Genomic DNA, 12,646 nt, shown 5'->3' with positions numbered 1-12,646 from the left:
TTTCCTTATTTCAAGCCAAGCAAGTGATGGATTTGATCCTGGTCAACAGCGCTGCCGGCAAAATCGTCGAACGCGCGTTCGGCCACATGGATGATGTGCTCGCGGATGAAACGCGCCCCTTCGGCCGCGCCATCCTCCGGATGTTTCAGGCAGCATTCCCATTCCAGCACGGCCCAGCCCGGGAAATCGTACTGCGCCATCTTCGAGAAAATCGCCTTGAAATCGATCTGCCCGTCGCCCAGCGAGCGGAAGCGCCCGGCCCGGTCTTGCCAGTCGGCATAGCCGCCATACACGCCCTGGCGTCCGTTCGGCCGGAATTCCGCATCCTTGACGTGAAACGCCTTGATGCGCGCGTGATAAATGTCGATAAAGGCGAGATAGTCGAGCTGCTGCAGCACGAAGTGGCTGGGGTCGTACAAGATCGACGCGCGCGGGTGGTCGTTGACGGCGGCAAGAAAGCGCTCGAAGGTCACGCCGTCATGTAAATCCTCGCCCGGATGCAGTTCATAGCAGACGTCCACGCCAGCGGCATCGAAGGCATCGAGGATGGGCAGCCAGCGTTTCGCCAGTTCCGCGAACGCCGTTTCCACCAGGCCGGCCGGGCGCTGCGGCCACGGGTACAGATACGGCCAGGCCAGCGCGCCGGAAAACGTCACGTGCGCCGTCAAACCCAGGCGCTGCGAGGCGGTAGCCGCCCACAGCAGTTGCTGCGAGGCCCAGGCCGTGCGCGCAGCCGAGTCGCCACGCACGTGCTCGGGCGCAAAGCCGTCGAACAGCGCGTCGTAAGCGGGATGCACGGCGATCAGCTGGCCCTGCAGATGCGTCGACAATTCCGTCACCTGCAAACCGTGGCGCGCCAGCAAGGCGACCACGTCGTCGCAGTACTGCTGGCTGGCCGCCGCCTGCTCCAGGTCGAACAGACGCGGTGCCGTGGGCAGTTGCAAGCCCTTGTAACCGAGGCCGGCCGCCCATTGAGCCAGGTGCTCGAGCGAGTCGAACGGTGGCTCATCGCCGAGAAACTGGGCCAGGAAAATGGCCGGGCCCTGGATGGTTTTCATGTCAATATCCTGTTAGATAAAGCCGGGGTCAGCCCCTCAATGCCGCTAACGCACAGGCCATTGCTAGCGGGCGAGGGGGCTGACCACAGAATTTAAAAAGGCGAGTTCGGAAAGTAAAACTGCTTGGCGTTCTCGCGCGTGATCAGCACCGATGGGATGATCGTGTTGGCCGGCAATTTATCACCTTTCAGGCGCGCTTCCGTCGTCAGTTTGATGGCGTCGTACATGAACTTGGGTGAGTAGGACACATCGGCCACGATCAGCGGGTCGGAACCGTCCATGATCTTTTTCACGGCGCCCTTCGCACCCGCGCCGCCGAACACTTGCTTGATGTCCGTGCGCTTGGCTTGCGCGATGGCTTTTTGCACGCCGATGGCCATGTCGTCATCGGCGGCCCAGACGGCGTCGATCTGCTTGAAGCGCGTCAGGTAATCCTGCATGACCTTGAAGGCATCGTCGCGGTTCCAGTTGCCATACTTGGCATCCAAGATCTTGATCTCGGGATGGCTCTTCATGACGGCACTGAAGGCATCGTAGCGCTCGTTGTCCAGGGTGGTCGGCATGCCGCGCAGCACGACGATATTGCCCTTGCCATTCAGGCTTTTCGCCAGGTATTCGGCCGGCAGCTTGCCGAAGGCCGTGTTGTCGCCGGCGATGTAGGCATCCTGCGACTGCGTGTTCGTCAAGCCACGGTCGACCACGGTGACGTAGACGCCCTTGTTTTTCACTTGCGCGACGGGCTGCGTCAGCGAGGCCGATTCGATGGGGAAGATCACCAGGGTGTTGATCTTGTTCACCGTCAACATGTCCTGCAACTGGTTCGCCTGCTCGGGCGCCGTGGCGGCCGTCTTGACGATGATTTTCAGCCCCGGATGGGCCTTTTCCAGTTCCGCCTTGGCCTGGTTCGCCCACCAGACGATGCCCGACGTAAAACTGTGCGTGGCCGTGGGGATGGCCACGCCGACCACCAGCTTTTCAGCGGCCTGTGCGCTCGGCAGCGCCCACGCCTGCATCACCAGCACTGCCATCCCTGCTACCCGTATAAAGCTCTTCATGCTGCTCTCCTCCAAGGTTGTGGGCGCCCGTTGGCTGCCCTTTCAGAACGCCGCCATGTTTTTATTTGCGGCCTCGCTGCAGGAAGGCGACGGCGATGATCACCACGCCTTGCACTGCGGCATTCAGGTAGACACTGATGATGCTGGTCAAATTCAAAATATTGCTGATCACGGACAAGAGGATGGCGCCGATCACGGTGCCGACGATGCGTCCCTCTCCCCCCTTCAGCGCGGTGCCGCCCACGACGACGGCGGCAATGGCTTCGAGTTCCCACAGCAAGCCCGTCGTCGGCGTAGCCGAGCCCAGCCGCGGCACGTACAGTACCGTGGCGATGCCCACGCAGACACCCAGCAGCATGTAGGTGGCAATCTTGACTCTATCGACATGGATGGCCGCATAGCGCGCCACTTGCTCGTTGGACCCGATCGCTTGCACGTGGCGGCCAAAGGTCGTGCGGTTGAGGATGATGGCGCCGGCCGCGGCAACGAACAGAAAAATCCAGATCGGTATCGGCGCGCCCAGCACGCTCGTGTAGTAGACGGGGCTGTACAGCTCGGACAGGGTGGCGTCCAAGGTCAGGGCGCCGCCATCAGCCAGGTAAGTCAGCACGGCGCGGAAGATGCCTAGCGTGCCCAGGGTGACGATGAACGGTTCGATATTGCCCTTGCTGATCAACAAGCCATGCATCAGGCCAAAGCCGGCGCCCAGGACCAGGGCCATGGCGATGCCCAGCACCAGCATGGTGATCGGCGCCAAATCGCCGCCCGCGCCTTGCGCCAGCGCATTCATGAAATAGATCATGCAGCCGGCGATCAGGGCCGCCATGGAGCCGACCGATAAATCGATGCCGCCGGAAATAATTACGAAGGTCATGCCGACGGCGATGATGCCGATGAAGGCCGTGCGCGTAAGCACGTTCATCAGGTTGTCCACGGTGGCGAAGTCGCCGTTGAGCAAGGTTCCCGCGATGCACAGAGATAACAGGCCCAGCACGGGGCCAAAGCCCTTGATGCGCGCGCCGAAGCTGGCAAGCGGGGATACGGTGGTGTCAGTGCGTACCGGTTGCATGGGCAATCAACTCCTCTTCAGTCAGGTGGTCAGCAGACAGGGTGGCTTGCAAGGTGCCGGCGCGCATCACGGCGACCCGGTGGCACAGGCCAATCAATTCGATCAGTTCGGATGAAATCACGATTACGGCGCGCCCTTCGGCGGCCAGGCGGTGTATCAAAAAGTAAATGTCGCGCTTGGCGCCCACGTCCACGCCACGGCTCGGCTCGTCGAGCACGACGACACGCGGGTCCGAATGCAGGTATTTCGCCAGCGCCAGCTTTTGCTGGTTGCCGCCGGACAGCATGCGCGCGCGGCTGTCCAGGTCGCCCGTGCGGATATTGAAATCCTCGACGGCCTTGGCCAGCGCCGCCTTTTCCCCGGCCACATCGAGCCACGGCCTCGCATAGCGCTCCATCGTCATCATCGTGAGGTTTTCGCGCAAGCCCAGGTTCACGTGCAAGCCCTTGCCCTTGCGGTCTTCGCTCAGATAGGTCATGCCGTGCTGCATGGCTTGCTTGGGGGTACGGATGTCCACGGGCCGGCCATTGAGTTCGATCGTGCCCGCGCTGCGCGGACGCAAGCCCAGCAAGGCTTCGAACGATTCCGTGCGCCCCGCGCCCACCAGGCCCGCAAAGCCCAGCACTTCACCGGCGCGCACCTCGAACGACAGCTCTTTCGCCCAACCGGGCACGCACAAGCCATCGACTTTCAACAGCAAGGGCGCATCAACGGCCAGCGCTGCTTTCGGGGGGAACATGTCGGACAATTCGCGCCCCACCATCAGGTTCGCCATCTGCTGGCGCGTGAGGCTGGCCGTCGGCTCGCGCGTAACAAAACGCCCGTCGCGCATGACGATGACCTCGTCCGTGTTGCGCTCGACTTCATCGAGCTTGTGCGAGATATACAAAATCGTCACGCCGTCCGCTTTCAGCTGCGCCATCACGGCGAACAGGCGCTGCGTTTCCGACGACGTCAGGGTGGCTGTCGGCTCGTCCATGATCAGGAAACGGGCGCGACGCGACAGGGCCTTGGCGATTTCCACCAGCTGCTTCTCGGCGACGATCAGGTCGCGGATTTTCGTGTCGGGCGACACGTCCAGGCCCACCTGTTTCAAATAGCGCGACGCTTCTTCCTTCATGGCGGCCTCGTCGAGCAGCCAGCCGCGCGTCTTTTCGTGGCCCAAAAACATGTTTTGCGCCACCGTCAGGTGTTCGGCCAGGTTGAATTCCTGGTGGATCAGCACGATGCCGGCACTCTCCGCCGCGCGCGAACTGGCAAAGTGCTGGGGCTGGCCATCGATCAGCAGCTGGCCTTCGCTGACGGCTTCGTAGCCGGCAAGGATTTTCATCAGGGTCGACTTGCCGGCGCCATTTTCACCGAGCAAGCCATACACGCGTCCCGGCGACAGGCTGAAACTGACGCCATGCAAGACGCGCACGGGGCCGAAATCCTTGCAGACCCCCTCGAAACCGACGGCAACGCTCACTATGCACTCCCTCGCAGAATTAATTGGTGTTGCAGCAGCACACCCGGCACTTGCGCGGCCGGGTCCGCCAAGCGTTGCAGCAGCAAGCGGGCCGCCGTCTCGCCCAGTTCGCGCATCGGCTGGGCAATCGTGGTCAAGCCCGGGGCGATCTGCGCGGCGATGGCGATATCGTCGAAGCCGATGACGGCCACGTCCTCGGGCACGCGCTTGTTCAGCTGGCGCAGCGCGCTCAGCACGCCAATGGCCAGGGTGTCGGAAACGGCAAAGATGGCCGTCGGTGCGTCGGGCTGCGCCATCATGCGCAAAGTGGCGGCCGTGCCCGCTTCGTAATCGAGGCTTTGCACCGTGTGCACCCACTGCGGCTGCACGGGCAGGCCGGCCGCCGCCAGGGTGTCCAGGTAGCCTTGCTGGCGTTGCCGCGCGTACAGATAGCGCTCATCCGAATTGATCAGGCCGATGCGCGTATGGCCGCGCGACAGCAGATGCGCGACGGCGTCGGAAGCGGCCCGGTGGTTGTCGATGCCGACATAGGCCACGGCCACGGCGGGGTCGAATTCGCAGCAGGCCACCCACGGCAGGGTGACGGACTCATGCGACAAGGCATGCTGCACCGTGTCCGGATCGAGGCAGATGGCGCCGTCGGCGCGGTGCATGCGCAGCAGGTCGAAGTAGGAACGCTCGCGGCCCGCGTCGGCGCCCGTGTCGCACAGCAGCACGAAATAGCCGTGTTCGCGCGCCACCGTATCGATGCCGCGCACGATCTGCGCATAGAACGGGTTACCCACGTCGGGCACCATGGTGAGCAGCATGCGGCTCTCGGCCGTACGCAGGCTGCGCGCCAGGTGGTTCATGCGGTAGCCGAGCGCCGCCACGGAAGCGAGCACCTTGTCGCGCGTGGGCGCCCGCACTCCCGCCTGCTCGTTCATCACGCGCGAGACAGTGGCCACCGACACGCCCGCATGCGCGGCGACGGCGCTGATGGAGACGGTTTCTGTCGGCAAAGGAGAAGGAAGGGCTGCTGGCATGGCGCTTTTCAACAAAATGTAATCGATTACATTTATAAGCCAGTCGCGCGCGCGATGCAAACATTATCGATGTTGCGATGCGCAAAAGATGGGCAAAAAACGGCCCTGTGCGGGCCATTGGAAAAGCTATTTCTGGGGCGGCAAGACGTTCTGCTGCATGGCAAAACCGCCGTATCGCAGATCGGGGAGAACTTACTGCATCATCGCGCAAAACGTCTCGGGATTGCCGTCAAGGATGACGCCGCTGGGCCAGCGGTGGCTGCGCTGCTGGGCGCGCAGCAAGGAGGCGGCCAGGGCCGAATCGCCATCGATGGCATACACGAAGACGGGCATGTTCAGGCTGGCCGCGTCGCTGAGCAAATTCGGATTGGCGTCCAGGCTGCGCGCATCCACATGCACGCCCGTGGGCATGCCGATCTGCTGCTGCACGCGCTGCAGCCAAGGCTTGTCCAGCTTGGGCGGGCGGGCATTTTTCGCGATATAGCGGCTGACGCGGTTCGTGCCGGCCGCCTGCGCATTGCGCGCGTCAAACACGAGCAAGCCCAGGTAGCCCTGCGGATCGGCGCGGCGCGCGCAAGCGAGGTTGTTCGGCACGCCCGACGTCAAGAACCAGTTGCCGTGCTTGATGTTCGCGCGCAACTGCCCCACCAGGGAGGCGATCGGTGCGCACGATCCCACGACATCCTTGATTTCCGCGTTCAGGGTTTTACTTGGGAAAGCTGTGGCCAGGTCGGCGATGTCGGTCACAAAAGGCGGCGTTTCCGGCGTGGCCACGCCACGGTTCTTCATGCTGGCGGCGCGCCAGTCGTCGGCCGTCAATTGCTTGACGGTACGGGGCGAGCCCGTGTCGACGACTCTGCCCGTCAACAGGTCGTGGTGCACCACCCAGCTGCCGTCACCGAGCAGCTGCAAATCCGTCTCGACGCCGTCCCAGGTGCCGAAATACGTGTTGCGCAGCGCGCTCAGCGAGTTTTCCGGCGCATTGCCGGCGCCACGGTGGGCATGCACCTTCATGCCCAGGCAGTCCGCTTGCACGGCCGTGCTGGCCATGGAAAGCAGCAAAGCCAGTGCGGCCGCCTTATTTTTGTCCCGGATGATAGCCATAGTGAATTCCCTGCAAAACGTGGATGCGGATCGCTTCGTTGACGGGGTAGCTGTAGCCCTGCCCCACCGCCACGACGTGCGTGATATTGGCCAGCAAGCCCTTGCCGGCGATTTGCCAGCGCGTGCTGTCGTCGGCGGCCTGGCGGTTCCAGTCCAGCATCTGGCGGAACAGCTCGCTCTTCGTGACATTATTGTCCGAGAGGGTAAAGATACCCCAGGTTCCCAGGAAGGCGCCAGCCAGCACGCCCGTGGCGATCCAGGCGGAACGGCGGCTCAGCTGGTCATCGGCGCCCGCCTGCTCGCCGCGGCGCGCCGCCAGCACCAGCAAGCCCACCGTGGCGATCAGGTACAGCAATTTCGAGAAGTGGCCGATGGCGCCCAGCAAGGAGAAGAACAGGGCCACGGGCGGCACGATGGCCGCGCGCGCCGCTTCCTTGCCCTCTTCAAAGTACTTGCCGCCCACTTCGAAATCGTTGCGGCTGGCGCGGTATTCCACGAGTTTTTCCGCCGTCTGGCGCGCGGCGAACTGATCGAACAGGCGGCTGAACTCGGCCGGGCTCGCATACGCATCCTGCACCACGGCACCCTTGGGCAAACGCAAGCCCTTGCTCGCTTCGCTGCCATCGCCGCCATCCGGCCCGTCGCGCAGGACGGCCTGGATGCCGGGGCGCGCCACGAAGGCGGGGAAAGACAAGCCAGGCGGAATGCGGTCGCCCTTGATATGCAAACCCTTGCTGGCCGCTTCCGACGCATAACGGCGCTTGACGGCGGCGCGGAAGCTCAATTGGTCGGCAGGGTGCCAGTTGGCCGATACGGGCACTTTCTTACGCACATTGTTGACGACAGCCGCCTTGCGCCGCGCCGGAACGGAATGCGGTTGCCAGCCGTGGCGCGACAGGCTTTGCCGGTAATCGCTCCACGCCGTTTCCTGCTGCTGGCGCAAGCCCGCATCGTCGTCGGGAATGATGCCCGAATACAGTTTCCACTTGTCGCGCACTTCGCCGATCGCCTGCTGGTATTTTTCATAGTAACCGGCGGCGCCGCCAGCGATCTTGCGCACGTTGAAATTGATCAACTGTTCCTTGGCCGGCTCCATGCGCTCATCGAGGTGGCCCACCGAGACGGCCAGGAAGGGGAACAGCGCGAGAAAAGCCTTGCCTTCGGGCTTGGCAAACAGGGTGGCGTCATCAACCAGGCCCTGCAATTGCAGGCTGCCACCGACCAGCGAGCGCTGCATCAGGGTCGTGTTGAAGGCCAGACGGCGAAATTGCGCGTCACGCGTTTCGACCAGCATGGTGACCGTCGTTTTCAAAATGCCGAACACGACCGCCGCCGTGGCGACGCAGCAAAAGATGATCTTTTTCCAGCTGGGGCCGCTGCCATTGTTCTTCAGGCGGCGGCGCCACATCAGCTGCAGCACCACCAGCGCGGCGGCGATGCCCGACAGGCTGCGACCATAGAATTCCACACCCTCCACGTCGTGCGGCTTGACGTCGCCGCCCACCACGTCGAGCAAACGGGCATTGAAGCCCAGCTCGAAGCACAGGTAAACGATCGTCAGGACGATCAGGATCAAGGTCTGCCGGATCTGCAGACTGCGCAAACTCGCGGCCATCTTATTTCCTCAAATCGATGACGACGGGCTTGATCTCTTCAGCCTGGAAGATCATCGGCGCCGCCGGAGCAGGCGCAGCGCTACGCTGCGCGGGCAGGCTGATGGCGGCGGGTGCCGCCGCCCTGGCCGGGGTCTCCTGGCGGCGCGCCTTGGCGCTGGCGCGGCTGGCCGCTTTCGGCGCGGCGGCAGGCGCCGGGGCCGATGCCGGGGCCGGTGGCGCGGGGATCACGCGGCCGCTATCGCTGCCGGGCGTGGTGGCGATGGCAGGACCCATGCCGCGCAAGGCGTCGTCGGCAAACGGCTGGGCGCGCGTATCGACACCGGGCGGCACGGCCACGCTGGCGTTGAGCAGGCGGTTGTCCGTGTAGATCATGCGCGACAGGCGGTTGTAGTTGGGGAAGTCGATATTGAGCGATTTTCCATCGGCCGCCAAGTCCGCGCGGGGGCGGTCCTTGCAATTGCCGACCGTCCACTGCAGCACGTCCGAGCCCTGGAAAGCCAGCACTTCATAGCGGTAGGCGCAGCCGCGCTCCTGGGTTTCCACGATCACCACGGTGCGCTCGCCCACGTTTTCCACGCGCGCCACGCGGGCCGTGATGGCGTTGGCCAGCGGCACGACGCGAAACGCCTGCGACAGCTTGATCGAATACTTGCCCTGCGGATCCTTGCGCAAGGTCCCTTCCGTGCCGTCGCGCAGGCGGAAGGTGGAAATCGGCGTGCCGAACAGCTCGGCCGTATCGAGGCCCATCAACACGCCGCCACGGCCGTTCGGCGTCATGGCGCAGCCCGTCAACAGGATGCCAGCGGCCACGCCGGCGATCAATTTGCGCCAGTGCGCGGATGCAAAATTCTTATACATTGTCATACTCGATAACTTTCTCTTATTTTACAATTCAGGGATTGATGACAGCCAGCGGATTGCCCGGGCCTGGCGGCGGCAAGACTTTCTGGCGGTTGCGCGACAGCACGGTGAAGGCGCCCAGGGTGTCCGGTCCGGCGACGATTTCCAGCTGCTCGCGCTGCAGCCAGGTGCGGATTTCCGCCTCCGTTGCCTCGGCGCGGAACAGCACGCGCGTGCGCACGCCCGTCTCGACGCCGCTGCCGCCGCTGCGGAATTCCGCATTGCCGACGACGGCGCCCTCTTTCGGCAGGAACAGCCACGCCGATTGCACCACCATCACGCTAGCGGCCACGGCCGTGACGATCTTCAGCCAGCGGCTGGCATTGGCCGCCTGCACCGGCGTCTTCATCTGTGGCGCGGCGGCATCGGCCGAAGCGATCTGCAATTGCTGCAGCCCCTGGCGCAGCAGTTGGCGGTACGCCACGCGGCCATCCTTGCCCAGTTCGCTCGACAGCGGTGTGCCGGTCAAGGCGTAACCATCGCCGGGCAAAACCACGCGGGCGATCACGCCGGGCGCGGCCGTGGCGCCATTCGCGCGGCCATGCAGCTCCAGCCAGCGCGCCGCCTGCAGGCGCTCTTGGCTGAATACGCCCAGGCAAGCGCCCAGGTCCGTCACGGCCAGGGCCACCGGCATGTCGCACAACACCAGGCCCGCGCGCGGGTCGGCGGGCGCATCACGCTCCTCGACCACGAGGCCGCAGGCGTCCGCATACGCCGTGTCCGGCGTGACGAGCCAGCCGCGCCAGCGCTGCCGCGTGCTATCCCAGGCGTCGAGCAGCACGGCGCCAAAGCCGGGAAGGCGCGCCAGCAGGTGGATCTGTCCACCGGCGATGGGCCGCGCGGCCAACGGTGCCGCATCGCTGCGGCGCGCAAAGCGTTGCAGCAGGTGTTCCGGCACGGCAATGCCGCGCCAGTCCGGGGTAGTGCCCGCCACGTCCCCCTCCAGCAATTCGGCTGAAGATGGAGGCGACGACAGGCGCGCGGCAACGATGGCCAGCGAGGGCGTCAATGCGTTCATGCCGATGGCCTTTCATCAGGGTTCGGGTGGGTGGACGCGGGGTCCATGTGCAGGGATAACGCGGCCACGCACAAGATATCCAAAACTATTTGCGCCGCCTGCATATCGCGCGCGGCCAGGGCATCGCCCACGCGCAGCTTGAGCAGGTTCAAGACCCAGCTGCCCAGCAAGGTGGCGCGGTGAGCCGGCTCGACGATCTGGCGACCCGCGCTAGCAGGATCGCCCTTCTGCTTGTGGACGAGGCCCAGCTTGCCGCCGTGGTAATGCGCGGAAGCGATCTGCTCGGCCAGTTCCTTGACGGGCATGCCGCCGCAGCCGCAATGGCGCAGCAGCAAGATCAAGTCGTCGGGCAAGGTGGTGATGAACACGTCGGCCGCGTCGCGCACTTGCTGCGGCGTGAGCTGGTAATCGCGCAGCGGTTCCGCATACGCATCGGGCGCGCGCAGCTCGCAGCCCTCTTGCGCATCGGCATCTTCGTCATCGCGCTGCTTGCGCAGCTGGTCGATGATGAAACGCTTGAAGTACAAAAACAGGGCGCCGATGTGGTGGGGCGCGGCCTCGCTGTCGCCGTGCAGGACTTTTTCGATGAAAAACTGGTGGCGCAAGTCGGCCAGCGAGTCGCCCAGCGACGCCGCCTCGCGCGGACGGCACGGCGTCAGCGCGGCGATAACGCGCTGGTAAAACTCGCCCAGTTCGCCTTGCGTCAGTTGCTGGCGGCGGGTCCAGAAAGCATGAATCCGTTCAAATTGTTCCGATTGCAAAGCCGGTCCGATCGTGTGTTGGGCGGCACGCGCCACTGGCCGGCGGCGACGCACCGTGCGCTGGCCAGACAAGAGAAACTTGTCAGTAAGGTAAAATGCATTTAAGCAATTTTCTCATATCACAGTAAAAATCGCTAACTTTTGTTACTTTCACGACAATTCCCGAGACGCCGATGCATCGCCTGATTCCCCTGTTTTTCAGCCTCATCTTTTTACTCTATGGTAACGTCGCGCAGGCGGCCGTGGGCAACGCCGCCAGCGGTCCCGGCAAGCGCATCGCCCTGGTGATCGGCAATGCGGCCTATCCGCAGCCTCTATTGAATCCCGTGAACGACGCGCGCGCCATGGCCGAGCGCCTGCGCCGCTTGGGCTTTGAAGTGCTGTTGCGCACGGACATCAATGCGCAACAGCTGCAAAAGGCGTCGGCCGAGTTTTCCACGCAGGCGCGCGGCGCCGATATCGCCCTCGTGTTTTACGCGGGCCACGGCGCCCAGGCGGGCGAAGCGAACTATGTGTTGCCGCTGGGCGCCAACATGAATGCATTGAGCGCGGCCGCCATCGCCGCGCAGGGCGTGTCCGTCTCCAGCCTGGCCGGTGATTTGCAGCGCACGGGTGCGCGCGGCGCCGTGCTGATCCTCGACGCTTGCCGCCAGGAATATACGCGCGGCGGCGCCGTGGCGATTCCCGGCGGCGGCAATGCGGCCAGCCACGGCTTTGCCGACACGCAAGCGCCACGCGGCGTGGTAATCGCCTATTCGGCCGGTCCCGGTGCCCTGGCGCGCGATTTCTGGTCGCCCGATTCGCGCAACAGCCCCTACACGAGCGCCCTGCTCGACGCGCTCGACGCACCGGGTTTGCCGATGAGCGACGTGTTTTCGCAAGTGGCGGCCAGGGTTGCCGCCATGACGCACGACGTGCAAAAGCCCCGCGTGTCGTTTGGCGAAACGTCGGCGCGCCTGGTACTGAACATGGGCAGCGGCAAGGGTGTCAGCCAGGCCACGCCGGGCGTGCTGGCCGGCGCGCAAGGCCAGGGCGGCGTGCGCGCGCCTGCGCCAGCGGTGGAAAAGCCGGCCGCACCGGGCGCCAAAGTGTGGCCAGGCAATGTACTGCAAGACATCAACTATGAAATCCGCATGCAGATCGCGGCCCGTCCGTTTCCCCGCCAGCAGCTGGAAAAACGCGCACGGGGCGGCGATCTGGTGGCGCTGACGGCCCTCGGCTATGGCATCGGCGGCGGCGACGCCGGCATCAAGCAGCCGAAGGCGGGCATGCAGTGGCTGGAAAAGGCGGCCGCCAAGGACTTTCCGATTGCCCAGACCTATCTGGCGGAATTGCTGATGGTCAAGGGCGACCCCGCTTCGCTGAAGCGGGCGGGCGTGCTGCTGGACGCGGCATCGCAAGCCGGCTACAGCCCCGCCCATGCGTATAAATTCGATCTGGCCCGGCGCACGGGCGCGCCGCCGCAGGATGCGGCCCGGCATTTGCAGGATGCTTTCATGGGTTTGATGAAGGATTACCAGGGTGCCGCCAAGGACATGATGCAGCCGCAAAAAAATAATTCAAAATAATTTT

Annotated in this window: 11 protein-coding genes; 1 reads left to right on the top strand and 10 read right to left on the bottom strand. The window is 64.2% G+C overall.

All coding sequences use genetic code 11. From position 1 onward, the window contains the following. Positions 1 to 5 precede the first annotated feature (5 nt). From ACQ4WO_RS15915 to ACQ4WO_RS15870, 10 genes are all read right to left on the bottom strand, one after another. Positions 6 to 1,058 carry a sugar phosphate isomerase/epimerase family protein gene (locus tag ACQ4WO_RS15915; RefSeq protein ID WP_436482282.1) on the bottom strand — a complete coding sequence of 351 codons (1,053 nt, stop codon included), beginning with the start codon at positions 1,056 to 1,058 and terminating at the stop codon, positions 6 to 8. Positions 1,059 to 1,150: 92 nt separating this feature from the next. Continuing rightward, positions 1,151 to 2,086: a substrate-binding domain-containing protein gene (locus ACQ4WO_RS15910; RefSeq protein ID WP_436482366.1), complete on the bottom strand. Its 936-nt coding sequence runs from the start codon at positions 2,084 to 2,086 to the stop codon at positions 1,151 to 1,153. 88 nt (positions 2,087 to 2,174) lie between these two features. Beyond that, complete coding sequence (locus ACQ4WO_RS15905; RefSeq protein ID WP_436482281.1) at positions 2,175 to 3,182, bottom strand: ABC transporter permease; 1,008 nt, start codon at positions 3,180 to 3,182, stop codon at positions 2,175 to 2,177. Beyond that, positions 3,163 to 4,650, bottom strand: a complete 1,488-nt coding sequence (locus ACQ4WO_RS15900; protein WP_436482280.1) for a sugar ABC transporter ATP-binding protein — start codon at positions 4,648 to 4,650, stop codon at positions 3,163 to 3,165. Before ACQ4WO_RS15900 ends, ACQ4WO_RS15905 begins: the two co-directional genes overlap by 20 nt. Further along, complete coding sequence (locus ACQ4WO_RS15895) at positions 4,650 to 5,675, bottom strand: LacI family DNA-binding transcriptional regulator (protein WP_436482279.1); 1,026 nt, start codon at positions 5,673 to 5,675, stop codon at positions 4,650 to 4,652. Before ACQ4WO_RS15895 ends, ACQ4WO_RS15900 begins: the two co-directional genes overlap by 1 nt. Before the next feature lie 192 nt (positions 5,676 to 5,867). Further along, the gene (locus ACQ4WO_RS15890; protein WP_436482278.1) at positions 5,868 to 6,779 is read right to left on the bottom strand and encodes a glycerophosphodiester phosphodiesterase; all 912 of its coding nucleotides are present in this window, start codon (positions 6,777 to 6,779) and stop codon (positions 5,868 to 5,870) included. Then, the gene (locus ACQ4WO_RS15885) at positions 6,754 to 8,394 is read right to left on the bottom strand and encodes a hypothetical protein (RefSeq protein ID WP_436482277.1); all 1,641 of its coding nucleotides are present in this window, start codon (positions 8,392 to 8,394) and stop codon (positions 6,754 to 6,756) included. Before ACQ4WO_RS15885 ends, ACQ4WO_RS15890 begins: the two co-directional genes overlap by 26 nt. A gap of 1 nt (position 8,395) precedes the next feature. Further along, positions 8,396 to 9,253, bottom strand: a complete 858-nt coding sequence (locus ACQ4WO_RS15880; protein ID WP_436482276.1) for a hypothetical protein — start codon at positions 9,251 to 9,253, stop codon at positions 8,396 to 8,398. A gap of 34 nt (positions 9,254 to 9,287) precedes the next feature. After that, a complete protein-coding gene (locus tag ACQ4WO_RS15875) occupies positions 9,288 to 10,313 on the bottom strand; it encodes a hypothetical protein (RefSeq protein ID WP_436482275.1) in 1,026 nt (341 codons plus the stop codon). Beyond that, on the bottom strand, positions 10,310 to 11,074 hold the full coding sequence (locus ACQ4WO_RS15870) for a hypothetical protein (protein ID WP_436482274.1): 765 nt from the start codon (positions 11,072 to 11,074) through the stop codon (positions 10,310 to 10,312). Before ACQ4WO_RS15870 ends, ACQ4WO_RS15875 begins: the two co-directional genes overlap by 4 nt. 173 nt (positions 11,075 to 11,247) lie before the next feature. Here ACQ4WO_RS15870 and ACQ4WO_RS15865 point away from each other — a divergent pair, with 173 nt between their 5' ends. Beyond that, the gene (locus ACQ4WO_RS15865) at positions 11,248 to 12,642 is read left to right on the top strand and encodes a caspase family protein (protein ID WP_436482273.1); all 1,395 of its coding nucleotides are present in this window, start codon (positions 11,248 to 11,250) and stop codon (positions 12,640 to 12,642) included. The last annotated feature ends 4 nt before the right edge of the window (positions 12,643 to 12,646 follow it).

Origin of the sequence: Janthinobacterium aestuarii (assembly GCF_051380835.1) — a bacterium.
Taxonomy (GTDB): Bacteria; Pseudomonadota; Gammaproteobacteria; order Burkholderiales; family Burkholderiaceae_D; genus Janthinobacterium; species Janthinobacterium aestuarii.
Note: the sequence above shows the minus strand (reverse complement) of the source record. Positions and strands in the feature narration are given on the sequence as shown.

What these genes read in the sequence shown, in the direction of transcription:
- ACQ4WO_RS15915 (WP_436482282.1), bottom strand. Translation starts at nt 1,058, where the DNA reads ATGAAAACCATCCAGGGCCCGGCCATTTTCCTGGCCCAGTTTCTCGGC.
- ACQ4WO_RS15910 (WP_436482366.1), bottom strand. Translation starts at nt 2,086, where the DNA reads ATGGCAGTGCTGGTGATGCAGGCGTGGGCGCTGCCGAGCGCACAGGCC.
- ACQ4WO_RS15905 (WP_436482281.1), bottom strand. Translation starts at nt 3,182, where the DNA reads ATGCAACCGGTACGCACTGACACCACCGTATCCCCGCTTGCCAGCTTC.
- ACQ4WO_RS15895 (WP_436482279.1), bottom strand. Translation starts at nt 5,675, where the DNA reads ATGCCAGCAGCCCTTCCTTCTCCTTTGCCGACAGAAACCGTCTCCATC.
- ACQ4WO_RS15890 (WP_436482278.1), bottom strand. Translation starts at nt 6,779, where the DNA reads ATGGCTATCATCCGGGACAAAAATAAGGCGGCCGCACTGGCTTTGCTG.
- ACQ4WO_RS15885 (WP_436482277.1), bottom strand. Translation starts at nt 8,394, where the DNA reads ATGGCCGCGAGTTTGCGCAGTCTGCAGATCCGGCAGACCTTGATCCTG.
- ACQ4WO_RS15880 (WP_436482276.1), bottom strand. Translation starts at nt 9,253, where the DNA reads ATGTATAAGAATTTTGCATCCGCGCACTGGCGCAAATTGATCGCCGGC.
- ACQ4WO_RS15875 (WP_436482275.1), bottom strand. Translation starts at nt 10,313, where the DNA reads ATGAACGCATTGACGCCCTCGCTGGCCATCGTTGCCGCGCGCCTGTCG.
- ACQ4WO_RS15865 (WP_436482273.1), top strand. Translation starts at nt 11,248, where the DNA reads ATGCATCGCCTGATTCCCCTGTTTTTCAGCCTCATCTTTTTACTCTAT.